Origin of the sequence: Spirosoma sp. KNUC1025, assembly GCF_045160025.1 — a bacterium.
In the GTDB taxonomy this organism is placed as follows: domain Bacteria; phylum Bacteroidota; class Bacteroidia; order Cytophagales; family Spirosomataceae; genus Spirosoma.
In genome coordinates, this window is sequence record NZ_CP087139.1 from 5,513,711 (window position 1) to 5,531,280 (window position 17,570).

General features: G+C 51.7%; 12 protein-coding genes. 10 read left to right on the forward strand and 2 right to left on the reverse strand.

Annotated features, from left to right (window positions below; genetic code table 11):
* Positions 1-94: 94 nt before the first annotated feature.
* The 10 genes from LN737_RS24150 to LN737_RS24195 all read left to right on the forward strand — a co-directional run bounded on the left by LN737_RS24150 (position 95) and on the right by LN737_RS24195 (position 15,558).
* The gene (locus tag LN737_RS24150) at positions 95-1,630 is read left to right on the forward strand and encodes a SusD/RagB family nutrient-binding outer membrane lipoprotein (protein ID WP_405512751.1); all 1,536 of its coding nucleotides are present in this window, start codon (positions 95-97) and stop codon (positions 1,628-1,630) included.
* A 108-nt stretch (positions 1,631-1,738) separates the two neighbouring features.
* On the forward strand, positions 1,739-3,094 hold the full coding sequence (locus LN737_RS24155; RefSeq protein WP_405512753.1) for an enolase C-terminal domain-like protein: 1,356 nt from the start codon (positions 1,739-1,741) through the stop codon (positions 3,092-3,094).
* Between the two features lie 190 nt (positions 3,095-3,284).
* Positions 3,285-4,529 carry a galactonate dehydratase gene (gene dgoD / locus LN737_RS24160; RefSeq protein ID WP_405512755.1) on the forward strand — a complete coding sequence of 415 codons (1,245 nt, stop codon included), beginning with the start codon at positions 3,285-3,287 and terminating at the stop codon, positions 4,527-4,529.
* Between the two features lie 131 nt (positions 4,530-4,660).
* Positions 4,661-7,651, forward strand: coding sequence for a TonB-dependent receptor (locus LN737_RS24165; RefSeq protein ID WP_405512757.1), 2,991 nt, complete (start codon positions 4,661-4,663; stop codon positions 7,649-7,651).
* Between the two features lie 15 nt (positions 7,652-7,666).
* Positions 7,667-9,139, forward strand: a complete 1,473-nt coding sequence (locus tag LN737_RS24170; protein WP_405512759.1) for a RagB/SusD family nutrient uptake outer membrane protein — start codon at positions 7,667-7,669, stop codon at positions 9,137-9,139.
* Between the two features lie 62 nt (positions 9,140-9,201).
* The gene (locus LN737_RS24175; protein WP_405512761.1) at positions 9,202-10,188 is read left to right on the forward strand and encodes a hypothetical protein; all 987 of its coding nucleotides are present in this window, start codon (positions 9,202-9,204) and stop codon (positions 10,186-10,188) included.
* 107 nt (positions 10,189-10,295) lie between these two features.
* Complete coding sequence (locus LN737_RS24180; RefSeq protein ID WP_405520502.1) at positions 10,296-12,479, forward strand: PQQ-binding-like beta-propeller repeat protein; 2,184 nt, start codon at positions 10,296-10,298, stop codon at positions 12,477-12,479.
* Between the two features lie 25 nt (positions 12,480-12,504).
* Entirely contained in the window at positions 12,505-13,512 is a 1,008-nt protein-coding gene (locus LN737_RS24185; protein ID WP_405512763.1) for a 2-dehydro-3-deoxygalactonokinase, read from the forward strand.
* A complete protein-coding gene (locus LN737_RS24190; protein ID WP_405512765.1) occupies positions 13,509-14,153 on the forward strand; it encodes a bifunctional 4-hydroxy-2-oxoglutarate aldolase/2-dehydro-3-deoxy-phosphogluconate aldolase in 645 nt (214 codons plus the stop codon). Before LN737_RS24185 ends, LN737_RS24190 begins: the two co-directional genes overlap by 4 nt.
* 70 nt (positions 14,154-14,223) lie before the next feature.
* Positions 14,224-15,558: an MFS transporter gene (locus LN737_RS24195; RefSeq protein WP_405512767.1), complete on the forward strand. Its 1,335-nt coding sequence runs from the start codon at positions 14,224-14,226 to the stop codon at positions 15,556-15,558.
* 53 nt (positions 15,559-15,611) lie between these two features.
* Here LN737_RS24195 and LN737_RS24200 read toward each other — a convergent pair whose 3' ends face one another.
* Together LN737_RS24200 and LN737_RS24205 are read right to left on the reverse strand one after the other, a co-directional pair.
* Positions 15,612-16,016: a VOC family protein gene (locus LN737_RS24200; protein ID WP_405512769.1), complete on the reverse strand. Its 405-nt coding sequence runs from the start codon at positions 16,014-16,016 to the stop codon at positions 15,612-15,614.
* A gap of 124 nt (positions 16,017-16,140) precedes the next feature.
* Positions 16,141-17,487 (reverse strand): TolC family protein, encoded by a 1,347-nt coding sequence (locus LN737_RS24205; RefSeq protein ID WP_405512771.1) that lies wholly within the window; start codon positions 17,485-17,487, stop codon positions 16,141-16,143.
* Between the last annotated feature and the right edge of the window lie 83 nt (positions 17,488-17,570).

The following is a 17,570-nucleotide window of genomic DNA, read 5'->3' on the forward strand; positions in this document are numbered from 1 at the left end:
CACTAGTAAATCGATAACGTAACAAGTGACCAATGACAATCAATGACTAACAACCAATGACCAGTGACAAATGACCAATAACCTCTTCAAATCCATGAAAAAAAATCTGAAATATATCCTTACGCTGATGCTCTCAATGAGCTTGCTTACGGGCTGCGATGAGGGCTTCACCGAGGTCAATACCAATAAGGTTGACCCTACTTCGCTGGCGGCATCGCTGGTGCTCAATAAGGCGATCATCAATACCAACTACCTCGACGGGTTCGGTACGCTGGGGATGCTCACCTACAATTTCGGTATTGTGCAACAGATCATTACGCCCTACGGTAGTTCGCTGTCGGGGGCAAATTATGATCAGGTCAACAACGGCAATACTCCGCTGGTATGGCAGAATATGTACCGCAACGTAGTGAAGCAGCTCGTGTCGGTGCTGGATCAAACGAAATCTGATCCGTTGCAGATCAATACGTATCAGGCAGCCCGTATCTGGAAAGCGTATATTTTCATGATACTGACCGATACGTACGGCGACATTCCTTATTTTGAAGCGGGACAGGGATACACAACCGAAATTATTACGCCCAAATACGATGCGCAGCAGGACATCTACAAGGATATTCTGAAAGAGCTGGATGAAGCGTCGGCCGCGCTGACCACCGCCCAAGCCCCCGTAACGACCGATATTCTGTATGGTGGCGACGTAGCAAAATGGAAAAAGCTGGGGTATTCGTTCATGTTACGCGCGGCTATGCGCCTGACCAAAGTGGACCCCACTACGGCCGAATCCTACGTGAAAAAAGCGGTAACGGGTGGTGTTCTACAATCCAATGCCGACAATTCAGTCCTCCGGCATACATCTTTGTATAACAACTACATTGCCAACCACTTACAGGCCCGCGAAAAAACCAACTTTTACCTGGCTGCTCCCTTTGTCGATTACCTGAAAGCCAACAACGACCCTCGTCTCCCCATTTTTTCGGTTCGTTACGTAGGGGCCAAAGGAGGTCAGGAACAGGTTGCTGCCCGCGCTTCGTCGGACCCGGCCGTTCAGGTGGGTATGCCAATGGGGTACAACGACGTATCGATTTCTTCGACGTTTGCCGCAAACGGTGTGGTGAGTTTGTGGGATTACACACAGGTCAACCTCGGTACGGTCCTGAAATTAGACGCGCCCGAATTTCACCTTACCTACGCCCAAACGCTGTTTTTGCTGGCCGAAGCAGCTACCAGAGGTTGGGTAACGGGTTCAGCAGCGGACTACTACGCTAAAGGCATTCGGGCGAATCTGGAACAGATGGCGTCCTACGGTACAACCATTCCGGAAGCCACCATCAAAGCGTATCTGGATGCGCACCCGCTCGATGCCAGTAAAGCCCTGGATCAGATCAATACGCAATACTGGGTCGCCAGTTTTCTGGATGGCACCGAAGCGTGGGCAAACTTCCGTCGCAGTGGTTTCCCGGCGCTCAAGAAAAATCCATATCCCGGCTCTGAAGTGAAAGGCGACTTTATCCGCCGACTCCCTTACCCCGATAGTGAAATTATCGTCAATTCCGGAAAGCTGAACGAAGCGATTACACGCCAGGGGCCGAATACGCTGGATACACGCATCTGGTGGGACAAAAAGTAGAATTAATGTCGTGGTGTCGGGTTTAAGATGGCACCGGCCACCCGGCCCGACACCACGACATACCTGCTCACATATAAATCAATTTTCTCAAACCCTTTCTTTTCTCTTATGAATAAACCTGATCAAAGTCGCCGTGATACGTTGAAAATGCTTGGTTTTGGCTCTTCAGCCGGTTTAATGGGCTTGTTCGGTGGCATGTCGACAGCCGAAGCCCGTGAACAGCAAGGCAAACCACAGTATGCCGTTGGGGCGCCTGCCGTCAAAATTAAGTCTGTAAAAGCCATTGCTACTGCACCACAAGGCTCCAACCTCATCGTCGTAAAAGTGGAAACCACCGAGCCGGGCCTGTATGGACTGGGCTGCGCTACGTTCACCCAGCGCGCTGCGGTTGTGGTGGTAGCTATCAATACGTACCTCAACGAATTCTGTGTAGGCAAAGACGTCGACAACATCGAAGATATCTGGCAGGGTGCTTACGTAAGCTCCTACTGGCGCAATGGACCGGTGCTGAACAATGCCCTCTCCGGACTGGACCAAGCTCTTTGGGACATTAAAGGTAAACGCGCCAAAATGCCTGTCTATCAATTGCTTGGTGGAAAAGTTCGTTTTGCCATTCCCTGCTACACCCACGCGGGCGGCAACACGCCCGAAGCGGCCGCCGACAGCGTCAAGAAATTTATGGAGCAGGGGTTCAAACACATTCGCATTCAGCAGGGAGGCTACGGCGCTGTCGGTGCTACGTCCGATAAACCGGATTTTAAAGCGGCCAACTTCGGGGGTGAAACCGACAATTACATGAACGTACAGCTTTACCTCAAATCAGTTCCGAAGATGTTTGAGGTGGTCCGTAAAGAATGCGGTGACGAGGTTGAACTGCTGCACGACATTCATGAGCGGGTACAGCCGATCGAAGCCATCAACATGATCAAGAAGGTGGAAGAGTATCGTCCTTTCTTTATCGAAGATCCTTTCTCGCCCGAGAACATGAAGTGGTTTGCTCAACTCCGTCAGGCCACGTCGGTACCCATTGCAATGGGTGAATTGTTCAACAACATCAATGAGTTTAAGGAGCCGATGGTGAATCAGTGGTTCGATTTCATCCGGATACACGTATCGCAGATTGGCGGCATCACCCCGGCTATGAAAGTTGCCCGCCTGGGCGAGTGGTTCAACGTGCGGACAGCCTGGCACGGTCCGGGCGACGTATCGCCGGTAGGACACGCTGCACACGCGCATATCGATCTGGCCGTGTGGAATTTCGGCATTCAGGAAGCCGTGGCCTTCTCCGACAAGATGAAAGACGTGTTCAGCGGCTGCCCAACGATGGACAAGGGCTACATGTCGGTCAACGAGGTGCCGGGCCTGGGCGTGGATATCAACGAAAAAGAAGCGGCTAAATACCCGATCACAACCAAATCAAACTGGCAGGTACGTAAGATGGATGGCACCCTCATTCGCCCCTAGTCCCTTATTGATGGTGATCGTTCCCGTGGTGTCGGGTTTGAGAACCCGACACCTCTCGCGTCAGCCAATGCGTCGGGTTTGAGAACGGCTGCGGCCGACCGTCCGATGCCACGGAAACGACACCACGACAAACAAATCTTTTTTCACCTGAAGCTTAATCGATTAACCCAGAATCCTTAATCATAGCCTAATGAAATCTCCTCAGAAATCGGGCATTTCCCGTCGCTCTGCTATTCAATCCGTGTTGGGGGTTGCCGGTATGAGTACGCTGGTCTTGCCGAAAACGTCGTATGCCTCTGGTCCCGGACATTTTGCTGATTACAGCAAGGTCAAGATTACAAAGCTTGAAACCTTTCTGGTTAAGCCGCGCTGGATTTTCCTGAAAATCCATACGGACGTAGGCGTTCATGGTTTAGGCGAACCGCTGCTGGAGGGCCGGGCACTGACCATCCAGACAGCCATTAAAGAGGTAGAACCGTACCTGATCGGGAAAGACCCGCGGGCGGTGGTTCATCACTGGCAGGCTATTTATCGGCATGCATTTTACCGCGGTGGCCCGATTCTGACGAGCGCCCTCAGCGGGATCGACCATGCCCTGTGGGATATCAAAGGCAAACTGCTCAACGTACCGGTCTATGAACTTCTGGGCGGCCCCACCCGCGACCGCGTGCGGATTTACGGGCGAGCCAGCAATGCCGAAGACATGAAAAAGCGAAAAGCCGAAGGGTACACGGTCATCAAAACGGGTGTTGCGCATAAGAATCCAGCCAATATTGTCGAAAATCCACAATTCATTAAGTATGCCATCGACAATTTTGCGTCGCTGCGGGAAGCCGGTGGACCCGACATGGACATTGCCATCGACTTTCACGGGAACATCTCTCCGCAAACGGCCAAAGTGCTCATCAAGCAACTGGAGCCATTTCAGCCCATGTTTGTTGAGGAGCCCTGTCAGGCACAAAATGTGGATGTTATGGCTGATATCGCTCGCGGAACGCACCTGCCCATTGCCGCTGGCGAACGGATTTTTACGAAATGGGGCTTCCGCGAGTTGCTGGAAAAACGAGCGGTCAGCATCGTCCAGCCCGATCTCTGCCATGCGGGCGGCATCACCGAAGGACGTCTCATTGCAGGGATGGCCGAGGCTTATTACGTGCCCATAGCCCCACACAATCCGATGGGACCGATCTCCCTGGCCGTGGGCCTGAACCTGGCGGCCAGCGTTCCGAATTTTCTGGTACAGGAGCAGGTCTCTCTGGGTGAAGGCTACATCAAGACGCCATTCAAATTACAAAGCGACGGTACGGTGATGATTCCTAAAGGGCCGGGACTTGGCGTCGAGCTGGATGACGATAAAATGAAAGATAAAATCGGCCACGACTGGAAAAATCCTGAATCGTACAATGCCCTCGACGGCTCTGTAGTCGACTGGTAAATTATTGGTTGCTGGTCATTTCCCGTGGTGTCGGACGGTCGGCCGCAGCCGTTCTCAAACCCGACACCACGGGAAATGACCAGCAACCAATCTCCACAATTAGCGAACCTAATTCTCTTTTATAAACCTTTATGAAAAACTCTCTAAAACTCTTTGTCCTGCTTCTGCTGCTTGGTCAAAGTTATGCCTTTGGGCAGAGCAGCAGGATCACCGGACGCGTGACCGGCCCCGACAACCAGGGACTGCCCGGTGTTAACGTTCAGGTAAGCGGCACTACGTTGGGTACGTCTACCGATGCGTCGGGTAATTTTGCACTCAACGCGGCCAGCAATGCATCGCTGGTATTCTCGAATATTGGCTACGTCGGTCAAACCGTTCCAATCAATGGACGCACAGTTATTGAGGTTCAACTGGCGGAAGATCAGAAAACGCTCAACGAGGTAGTGGTGGTGGGGTACGGTACGCAGCGCAAAACCGACGTAACCGGTGCCCTGACAGCCATTTCCACCAAAGAGTTTGCTCAGCAGCCCGTCACTCGCCTGGATCAGGTGTTGCAGGGTCGTGCTGCGGGCGTACAGGTAAGCCAGACCAACGGCGCACCGGGGGGCGATGCCCGAATCAGAATCAGAGGAGCCAACTCTGTACTGGGAAATAACAACCCCCTGTACGTTGTGGATGGGTTCGTAGGGGCTGATTTCAACTTCGTAAACCCCAGCGATATTGAGACCATTCAAATCCTGAAAGATGCCGCATCAACGTCCATTTACGGTAGTCGCGGGGCCAACGGCGTCGTGATTATTACAACCAAGAAAGGATCGAAAGGCCTTAAAGTTAACTACGAAGGGCAGTTCAGTACGTCGGAGGTGATCAAACGTTATGACGTATTACCGGCCGGTGAATTTGCTGAAATCGTAAATGCACGTGCTACGGCCGTCGGTTCAGGGTTACCGTTTACGACAGATCAGATTGCACAGTTCAAACAGAATGGCGGCACCGACTGGCAGAGTCTTGTATTCCGCAACGGGAGTGGCCAGCAGCACCAGATTACGCTGTCGGGTGGTAGCGACAAAACGACCTTTCTGGTGTCGGGAAACTACTTAAATCAAAATGGTATCGTCAACAACAGTGGGTTTAAGCGGTATAACCTGCGTACCAACATCAATACGCAGATCAACGATAAACTTTCGTTTCGGTTGAATCTGTGGGGTACGCGCTCGCAAAATCACAATACCCTCGATGGTGGCGCCATCGTTCAGGCGCTGGCCTGGGCACCCACAACACCTGCCTACGGCGCCGATGGTCAGCCAACGTTTACGGACCCGATTGGTTCTGTTTACCGTAATCCGCTGGACTACCTGTATGATCAATCGGTCGATGCGAACCGGAGCGGTATCAACATCAACGGCGGGCTAAATTATAAACTTCCCATCAAAGGACTGTCGATCGATTTGCAGTACGCCGTCAATTACCTGAATGCGCAAAACCTGAATTTGAACGGCAAGCGTCTCTCAAACAACGTACCGACGGCAAGCCGATATTCGGCAGAACAGGTAGTCTTGCAAAACACGAATAATTTGAATTACGACGTTAAAATCGGCAATCACTCAATTAACGCCGTTGCCGTTCTGGAGACACAGCAATTTACAAATAGAGACTTTACTGCCAGTGCATCAGGGCTTCGGTTTCCGCAATTAGGATACGACAACATCGGCGGCAACACAGCCGCTACCGTAGCGTCGAGCTATCAGAAATGGACGCTGTTATCGCTGCTGGGACGTATCAACTACGGCTATAAAGACAAGTACCTGGTATCAGCAGCCGTCCGGCGAGACGGTTCATCTAAGTTTGGCCCTAATAACAAATACAGTGTTTTCCCGTCAGTGGCCTTGGGATGGCGGTTATCGGAAGAAGAGTTTATCAAAAAAATGAACGTATTCAGCAACCTGAAGCTGCGCGGAAGCTGGGGTATGACGGGTAGCCAGGCGATTAATCCCTATGCTACCATATCGACCTATGGTACAGCGGTGTCAGCCTTCAATAATACGGCGGCTACGGCTGGGGTGTTGTTGGGTAACCCCGGCAATCCGGATCTCAAATGGGAAACCACCAGGCAGGTGGACGTAGGCCTTGAAGCCGAATTCCTGAACGGCCGGCTGCACATCGAAGCCGATTATTTCAAGAAAAATACGACCGATCTGCTCCTGAACGTAGCAATTCCAAGCTATGCCGGTGGCGGTACGCAAGCCCGGAACGTGGGTGAAATTGAGAACAAAGGCTTCGAATTTTCGATCGGCGGTACGCCCCTGATAGCCGGTGGTTTTCGCTGGGAGACGAATTTGAATTTTTCCACATTGAAAAACCAGGTGATCAGTTTGGGCGGTCTGCCACGGCTGGGCCAGGGTACAGGCGTTGGCGCCGGTATGTCGACGACCAACGAATTCATGCTGATACCGGGTGAGCCACTAGGCTCGTATTGGGGCCTGAATTACTTAGGCACCTGGAAGCCCGGTGAAGCGGATGCGGCTGCCAAACAGGGACGTGTACCGGGCGATCCGCATTACCAGGATCTTAACGGCGACAACGCAATCACTACCGACGACTTTCAGATCATTGGCCGGGCATTCCCGAAAGCAACGGGTGGCTGGAACAACACCTTTTCGTACAAAGGGCTGACCCTGAACGTATTCTTCAACGGTGTGTTTGGCGTCGATAAACTCAACTATACCCGGGCGGCCGCGCTGTCGGGCTCGGGCGATGCACGGCAATTCATCCTGTCTGAAATCCGGGATTACTACCGGCCAGGCAATGAAACGTCTGACGTACCGGCCTTTACGAAAACGTATCAGCCCTTCACCCAGTCGAGCCGATTCCTGGAAGACGGCAGCTTCATTCGCCTGAAAAACGTAAGTCTTTCGTACAACGTACCAACCGGCTTTATCCGCAACAAAGCGAGTATCCGGGTATTTGCCAGCGCCACAAACCTATTTACAATCACCAAATATAAAGGTCCAGATCCAGAATCGGCTCGGGTTGGTTCGGCCACCGATACCGCCATTGGTATTGACTACGGTTCATATCCAAATGCCAAACAGTACACACTCGGTATAAACCTGGGCTTCTAAATTCCTTGATGCATCATGAAAAAATTACTAATAGTTGGACTGGCAGCCGTACTCACCGCAGGCTGTAAGGGTTACCTCGAAGAAGACACAACCGGGTTGCTGTACGGCGGAAACGTACTGTCAACGCAGGATGGCCTGGAATCGGCACTAACGGGTTCCTATCGGGGCCTGGGCAACCAATGGACGTACGGCTTTCTGCACCCGTCGGCCAATGCAGCTACCATCGGCAGCGACGACGTAACAACGCACCCGGCCAGCAACAAAGCCGACTGGCGGGAATTCGATCAGTTTAACGTATCAACCACGAACCAGCGCTCAGGTGCCGTGTATAACGGCTGTTACAAAGCCATTCAGGGCGCTAACAATGTCATTAACAACTATGCCAAAACGGTCGGCACCAAAGCCACGATCGATATTATTGCCGGTGAAGCCTTTTTCATTCGGGGATTTTCGTACTATTGGCTAACGCGTTTTTATGGCAGTATTCCGCTGGTGCTTGCCGGTGAATACTCGGCAGATCTGCTCACGATCAAAAAATCGACACCTGCCGAGGTTTACGCCCTGATTGTTGAGGATTTGAAAAAAGCCGAAACCATGCTGCCCAACACCCGGCGCGATCCGGGTCGGCCCAACGCAGGCTCAGCGAAAGCATTTCTGGCGGACGTATATCTGACAATGGCAGGCTGGCCGCTGAAGCAGACCGACAAATACGACCTGGCAGCCGCCAAAGCGAAAGAAGTTATTGACAACCGCGCTACGTATGGTTTTGCATTGATGCCGACGTTTGCGGAGGTTTTCGCTAACGACCCGGCCGTGGCTATCATTCCGGAATCGGTGTTTCAGATCAACGGGTTCACGGGCGGCAGCGGTACGGCCAACGCTACGTATGGCAACACCACGATGCCCGGTGAAGAAGGCGGCTGGGACGATATGTTTGCCGAGCTGAATTTCTTCAAAAACTTCCCCGAAGGGCCTCGTAAAGACGCTACGTTCCGTACGCAGTTTGGCCTGGGCGCTACAACGATTCCCTGGCAGAACAGCCTGACCAAACACCCGTATTACAAGAAGTGGTACATCAAAGGCAACGTCGTGACGTCGAGTATTTCGCTACCTTCGGTTATGATGCGGTATCCACACGTATTGACCATTTACGCCGAAGCGAAAGCGCGGGGTACGGGTGGTCCTGATCAGGCGGCTTACGATGCCCTGAATGCTGTTCGGTTACGGGGTTTGCCAGCGGGAGCTAAGGCGCTTACACCGGGCGATGGGCTGACGGCGGCTCAATTTGCCGATGCCGTCGTGCAGGAACGGGCCTGGGAATTTGCCTGCGAACGTACCCGCTGGTTCGACCTGATTCGACTTGAGAAGGTGGAGGAAGCCAATGCCGCCAAAAGCCCCGAAGATTTGCAGCCCATCAAGCCGATTACGAAAGCAAATTACTGGTTCACGCTGCCGTACACCGATACGTCGATCAATCCGAATCTATAGTTGAATTAATTAGACCTATAAGGTTTCAAAAACCTTATAGGTCTTTACAAACTCTAACCACATTGAAAAAGTCACTTATCGCAACAGTCGCACTTTTTGGGTTATATGCTGCGACCTTGCCCCTGGCCGACTGGACGCAGGCTGACATTTCCAATGGTCAGATCAAAACAACCCTCTACCTGCCCGATGCCCTCCGCGGGTATTATCAGGGCACTCGCTTCGATTGGTCGGGGGCATTCAAAAACCTTGAGTATAAAGGCCATAGCTTTATTGAACCGTGGTTTGACAACTACGACCCAAAGCTGCACGATGCCATAAGCGGACCGGTAGAGGAGTTTACGGCGCTGGGTTATGCTGAGGCAAAACCCGGCGATACGTTTGTGAAAATCGGCGTGGGGAGTCTTCGCAAACCGGATGATAAGCCTTACGCTTTTGGGCAGTATTACGACATTGTAAACCCTGGCAAATGGACGATACGGGAGCATAAAGACCACGTTGATTTCACACACGAGTTAACCGACCCGGCAACGGGCTATGCGTACCTCTATCGCAAAACAGTACGGCTGGTCAAAAACAAACCGCAGCTTGTGCTGGAACACAGCCTGAAAAACACAGGTAAACAGCCGATTGAAGCCAGTACGTATAACCACAACTTCTTTATCATCGACAAACAACCGACCGGCCCGACCGTAAACATCCAGTTCCCGTTCGATGTCAAAGGGGAGGGAAAAGGATTCGGTAGTACCATTCTGACGCAGGGAAACCGGCTGATTTATTCGCGGGCACTGGACAAGAAAGAAAACGTTTACAGTGCGGGTTTACAGGGTTTTGGCCCAACGCCCAGCGATTATGACATCCGTATTGAAAATCAGAAGACGGGTGCGGGTGTACACATTACGGGCGATAAACCCCTGCAAAAACTAGTCTATTGGGCCTGCGCAACGACGTCCTGTCCTGAACCGTACATCCAACTGAAAGCAGCCCCCGGCGAGGAACTGAACTGGAAAATAACGTACGAATTCTACGAAAAAACGCCTAAATCTGACTGAACGAATCAGGCTTCTATCCCTGCTTCCTTTACTCTTAACCGATCCGATATTTCATGAAGCTTTTGTTAAAGCCACTCTTCATCAGCCTGTTCCTTGTAGGGGGATGCATGCACTCAACGTCCGTTAGTACACGTAGCGCCAAACAACCCGAAAATGTTGACTGGACTACGTACGGCGGCAATGACGCAGGCAACCGCTACTCGCCCTTGACGCAAATCAATACGCAGACGGTTCAGAACCTGCAACTGGCCTGGACCTTCGATACAGGCGAAAACAACAACCCCAATGAACGGGGCATGGACATTCAATGTCAGCCGATTGTGGTGAAAGGCATTCTCTATGGCACTACGCCCCGCATGAAACTGTTCGCTGCGGATGCCGCTACGGGTCGCCAGCTCTGGAAATTCGACCCCTTTGCCGAACCGGGTAAACGTCCTCGGTTTCATCCGCTACGTGGCGTCGTGTATTGGGAAGATGGCGAGGACAAACGCATCCTTTACTCCGTCGGCTCATCACTGTATGCCATCAACGCCCAAACGGGCATAGCTATTCAAACGTTTGGTAAAAACGGCGAAGTGGATCTGCACGAGGGGCTGGGCGACAAAGAAACGATTGGCCACGATCTGACCAACTTCTCCATTCGGGTTACCACGCCGGGGGTTATCTACAAAGATTTACTGATTACTGGCTCCGCCGTTAGCGAAGGGGGCGATGCGCCACCGGGTTATATCCGGGCCTTTAACGTACGTACTGGAAAGCTGGCCTGGGTATTCCACACCATCCCGTTGCCGGGTGAGTTTGGCTATGAAACCTGGTCGAACGATTCGTACAAAAAATTGGGTGGTGCCAACTGCTGGGCGGGTATGGTTATCGATCAAAAGCGCGGTATGGTGTATGCTGGTACGGGTTCACCTTCGGTTGATTTCTACGGGGGGGCTCGCAACGGACAAAACCTGTTTGCCAACTGCGTGATTGCGCTGAACGCCGAAACCGGCAAGCGGGTGTGGCATTTCCAGACTGTTCACCACGACTTGTGGGACCGCGACCTGCCTTGCCCGCCCAATCTGGTGACAGTTAAGCACAACGGCCGAATGGTTGATGCCGTCGCGCAGGCGACCAAAGATGGGTACGTTTTTCTGTTTGACCGCGATACCGGTACACCCCTGTTTCCGGTTGAGGAAGTGCCGGTGCCCACCTCACCTGCCCTACCCGGCGAACAGCCCTGGCCCACGCAACCCGTTCCGACAAAGCCCGCTCCGTTTGTGCGTCAGGAACTGACCGAAGCCGAAATCACGACCCGTACGCCCGAAGCCCATGCCTACGTACTGGATCGGTTTAAAAACAGCCGCTCTGGCAGCAAATACATGCCGCCAAGTCTGGAAGGTACGCTCTATTACGGCTTTGGTGGCGGAGCCGAATGGGGTGGCAATGCCGCCGATCCGGAAGGCATACTATACCAGAACGCCAATACCATGCTGTGGTGGCTCAAAATGCGCGACGTTCAGGCGCAGGGTAAAAACGTCGCCATGACACGCGGTTCTGCCTTATTCAACACCAACTGTTCGGTGTGCCACGGTCTGAGCGGCAAAGGCATCGCCGATGCGAAAGCGAGTGCTGCACAGGCATATCCCGACCTGAGCGAAGTGGACAAACGCCTGACCCGTGAGCAGATCAACACAATACTGGCAACCGGCCGCGGACGTATGCCTTCGTTTGGTCACCTGTCGGGTCAGGACCGGGAAGCCATCGTTAACTTTCTGCTGAAACTCGACGCCAAACCAGCAACTCCTGCCGTAGCGTCAACCGATTTGCACAGTTCGGTTGTTACGTCGCCGGTGGCCGAAGGGGCCGATTTTCCGTACATGCCGCCCTATCTCAACAATGGCAATACGCAGTTTCGGGATCAGGACAATTATCCGGCCATTAAACCGCCCTGGGGTACGCTCAACGCCATCGACCTGAATACGGGCGAATATCTGTGGCAGGTCCCCCTTGGCGAATACCCGGACCTGGTCAAAAAAGGGATGCCGAACACGGGCACCGAAAACCACGGCGGACCAGTCGTTACAGCAGGTGGACTTCTATTCATTGCCGCTACGTATGACGAGAAGCTGCGGGCTTTTGACCGAAAAACCGGTAAGATTGTCTGGGAATACAAACTTCCGGCGGGTGGGTTTGCTACGCCCATTACGTACATGGTCAATGGAAAGCAGTACGTCGTTATTGCGGCTGGCGGCACCCGATACGGTTTAAAATCGGGTGGTTCTTATGTTGCGTTTGCCTTACCCTAAGTCGTACGAAAAAACACGAGCAGCAATGAAAAACTATCTGTTGGGTTGCGATTGGGGTACGTCCTCGTTTCGGCTTCGCCTGATTAATGTTCAGAGCCAGCAAATCGTCGACGAAATTACTTCGCAGGAGGGCGTTGCCAGCACCTTTACGGCCTGGAAGAAAACGGGAGAGCCTAAAGGTATTGCCCGGGACCAGTTTTTTCGGCAACAGCTAAATCAGCAAATCAGGCGGCTTTCCGAAAAGGGATCGCTACGTCTGGAAGGGGTAACCATTGTCATTTCGGGTATGGCATCGTCGTCAATCGGTATGGAAGAAGTGCCTTATGCGCGACTGCCCTTCCCGGTAGATGGTAGCCAGGCCAGTGTTAAACGGCTCGAAAGTCAGGCTGATTTTCCGCATGATATTCTGCTCATTTCGGGCGTATGCAGTGAGCACGATGTTATGCGGGGTGAGGAAACGCAGTTGATTGGTTTACTGGCCTTACCAGGTGCCGATCATTACCCGGTTAAAGACACCATCATCCTGTTTCCCGGCACTCATTCCAAGCACCTTTATATTCAGAACCAGCAGCTGGTTGATTTTCAAACTTTTATGACGGGTGAAGTCTTCAATCTTATGTCGCATTTCAGTATTCTGAAAGACTCGCTGGAAACTACACGGTCAATTAACTTCTCCAAAAGCGAATTAGACGCCTTTAAATCGGGCATTCGTGAACTCAATGCTACGTCCATCCTGAACAGTTTATTCAGAGTTCGTACGAATCAGTTATTCGGTAAACTGACCAAACGACAGAATGCCTTTTACCTGAGCGGTTTATTAATTGGCAGTGAGATTAAAACGCTGGTACATAAACCAAACTGGCGGCTTCTTTTGTGCAGTGGCAGCAATTTGTATGAGTTATACAAACTGGCCATGCAGGAACTGAATCTGGCCGAACGTACTACGACAATTTCTGCCGATCTGCTGGATAAAGCGACCATTGCCGGTCAGGTTAAAATCATGCAGAGTCAACTCATCCCAATCAGCAAATGAACAGTAAAGTTTCAACTACGTTTTCGTGGGAATTATTTACAAAAGCACCCGTAGTCGGCATTGTTCGCGGGTTATCGTTCGATGATATGCGCCAGCTTCTGCCGGTTTATCGCGAGGCCGGGCTAACGACCATCGAAATCACGATGAACACGCCCAATGCCGAAGCCATGATTCAGTACGCGCTGGAAAATGAGCATAAAGGCCTGAATATTGGGGCTGGTACTGTCTGTACAGAAGATGATCTGGACAAGGCTCTGGCGGCCGGAGCGCAGTTTATTGTTACGCCCGTTCTCAACAAAAAAGTAGTGAAAGCCTGCGTGAAACAGGGCATACCTATTTTTCCCGGCGCCTTTACGCCCACCGAAATTTATAACGCCTGGAAATTAGGGGCATCCATGGTCAAGGTTTATCCGGCCACATCACTCGGACCCGGTTATATAAAAGACGTAAAGGCTCCGCTGAATCAACTCAGGCTTTTGCCAACAGGGGGCATTCATTTAAGTAATATGGCTTCCTATTTTACAGCCGGTGCCGACGGCGTTGGAATCGGTAGTCATTTATTCGACAAAAACCTGATTCAGCAGAAAAACTGGGCAGGCTTGAAAAGCCACTTCGAACAATTCGCTAAACTGCTAAACTAATGATGAATGATAAATGACGGTTAGCAGAACCAATTCATCATTTATCATTCATCATTTATCATTCGACATCATGTTCAATTTCCAACTAAAAAACTACCGCTGGTTTATTGTCTTTCTCCTGTTTGCGGCCACAACCATCAATTACCTCGACCGGCAAATAATTGGCTTGTTAAAACCGATTCTGGAGAAAGAATTCAACTGGTCGGAAACCGATTTTGCACGTATCGTAATGGCCTTTACGGCGGCCTACGCTGTTGGCCTTTTAGGTTTTGGCTGGGTAATTGACAAAATCGGAACGAAAGCAGGCTATTCCATCACCATCATTATCTGGAGCATTGCCGGTATGCTCCATGCGGTTGCCCGAAGTGTTTTTGGCTTTAGTCTGGCACGTATCGGATTGGGCATTGGCGAGGCCGGAAACTATCCGGCAGCCGTAAAAACGGTAGCCGAATGGTTTCCGAAAAAAGAACGGGGTCTGGCAACGGGCCTGTTCAATGCCGGAACCAGCATTGGCGTTGTGGTGGCCGTGCTGATTGTCCCCTGGCTATTAAATCACTACGGCTGGCACGGCGTTTTCTGGGTTACGGGCGCTCTGGGGTTTGTCTGGCTGATTTTCTGGTTAATTTTCTACGATATTCCCGCCAGACAAGGGCGGTTGACCGCCAAAGAACGGGATTACATCATCAGTGGTCAGGAATTACCCGAAAGCGAGACGGACGATAAAAGTACGGTCAACTGGTTTAAGTTATTTACGCTTCCGCAAACCTGGGCCTACATCACCGGCAAAGGATTAATTGACCCCATTTACTGGTTCTTTTTGTTCTGGCTTCCTTCCTATTTTGCCTCCACGTTTAATCTGGACCTAAAAAAACCAAGCCTGGAGTTAATGCTCATTTATACGGCGACTACTATCGGCAGCATTGGGGGCGGCTATTTATCCTCCCGATTGATAAAACGTGGATGGCCCACGATAAAAGCACGTAAAACCGTACTGCTGGTACTTGGCACGCTGGAGCTTTCCGTTATACTGGTTCAATTTGCTACGGATGTCTGGGTAGCCGTAGGACTTATCAGCCTGGCCGTAGCGCTGCATCAGGCATGGGCCACAAACGTGTTTACACTGGCTTCGGATATGTTCCCGAAACAGGCTGTAAGCTCAGTGGTGGGCATTGGCGGTACGGCGGGGGCGCTGGGCGGCATTCTTTTTCCGATACTCGTCGGCAGCTTACTTGATAAATATAAAGCCGCTGGCAATCTGGCAGTTGGCTACAATATCTTATTTACTATCTGTGGCTTTACGTATTTGATCGCCTGGGTCATCATTCATCTGCTTACCCGAAAAGGCAACATTGTTGAAGCCAACGAGATAGCCGAAACGCCGTCCGAGCTGACATTGAGTAAATAGCTCAAACACCCACTCGCCCAATGACCATTACTAATGACCAATGACATTCCCCGTTAATCGACCAGTGTAGACGTAGCAAATAACGTAATCTGCATCCCGTCGGGAGCCTGTACTCTGGACACCTCGCTCCAGGGCGCTGTGGTTGGGGGCGCAACAGAACTGGCTCCCCCTTCGATTAACGTAGCGGTTGCCGACGTAATAGGTTCAGTCACGCGTAAGGCGATCCGGACAGGCCCCGATACCCGTTCGCCCACTTCGATCTGATCGATACGGGCCGCATGTTTGGCATCAATCAGTTCGAGTGAGGCCAGGCCCGCATCCAGAATAATCCCGTTGCCGGCTTCTTCATGCCATTCTTTCGATGTTTCCAGACCGACCGTATCGCGGTAAAAATTGATTAGCTCGTCCAGATTCTCGACGGTCAGAATCAGACGGAGTTCTTTTACTGTAGTTTTCATAAGAGGTGGTAATTTACGGCTCCCGATTAACCTGGCATATGCTACGACAGGCTGAGCCAGACGGAAGTCTCATTTTGCGATAAACATCTGACTGCTGCGCGATCAATGCAAGCCTAGACCCACCTTATTTAATACGGCCTGCTACTTTATCCAGACTGACTGTCGCGACAAGGTAATCATAGACGGCCTGTAAGTAATTTGATTTGGCCTGCGTAAGCGACAGTTCGGCATCCGACATGTCCAGCCGCGAGGCAATCCCCTGTTTCCAGCGGTCGCGGGTGATGCGGTACCCCAGTTCAGCAACCGATATGGTCTGACGCTGCGTTTCGATACGCAGCCGCGCTTCGTCAACATTTGCCAGTGCAATTTTGACCTGAGCCCGAACAATCTCTTTCAAATTTGCCACCTGTACTTCGCTTTGTTGGCGGGTAATCTGCGCCTGCTGAATCCGGGAATTCGTGCGGAAGCCAGTAAAAATTGGCACGCTCAGTTGTAATCCCAGATACGTGCTGACGGGCCAATTGTAATCGCCGATCCTGAAATTATTGGCCTGCGACTGCGATTGCGCTAACCCAATGGCCGCCAGTTTAGGCCGACGCTCAGCCGTCTGAATAGCGACCTGCTCCCGGTTTAGTTGCTCAATCAATTCCAGTCGACGGACTTCGGGCCGGGCCTGCACCGCTTCGAAATAAACATCGGCGCTCGGTGTAAGCACCTGTGAATCCTCATAACGTAGTGAGTCCTGTAATTCAATGGTTTCCCGCTCGTCGAGGCCCATTGTCCGCTTTAAAACCGTTTTGGTTATCCCGATTCGGTTGGTCAGCTGGATAATCGCCGGACGCAGATTTTCGACCGTTACGAAAGCCCGCAACGTATCGACCCGCGAGGCCCGTCCCTGAGCCAGAAGCGAACGGGCGTCTTTCAGTGCCTGTTCGTTTCGAGCAATGCTCTGCTGCTGCAAACGAAGTTGTTCCTGCGTAATCAGTACGTCCAGATAGGCTTTTTTCACATCGGTCACTACGTTCGCCCGAACATCGGCCAGGGCTTCGGTTGTGGCGGCTTCATCGATCTGGGCGGCTTTAATTCCAGACTTTATTCCCGACTGGAACAGCGGCTGCGTGGCGGCAATTCCACCAAACAGTGCGTTCGATCCGCCTACGCGAAACGTAGCCAGCTGATTTTCCGGCAATCCAACAAAACTGCCCGGCAGAAACGAAACCTGTTTGTTGAAATAATACAGATACTGCGCTGAGCCCGCTACATTGGGGAGGGCGTAGCTCCGGGCTTCTGTTACTTTCTGGGCCGATTTGGTAGTTTCGAGCGTTGCCACCTGCAAATCTCGGTTTTTATCCAGCGCCAGTTTAACAGCGCTGTCAATTGTTAGTTGTCGAACCTGCGCCTGAACGTACTGACTGAAAATCAGATGAACAAAGACGATAAGCAGGACGACGGTATAATTCGTGTGTCTCATGATGATTGTAATGAAAGATTGGCTGTACGTTGGTGTGGCCCCGACGAGCTGGATTTTAAGGGAAAGGTTGTATTAACCCGTTG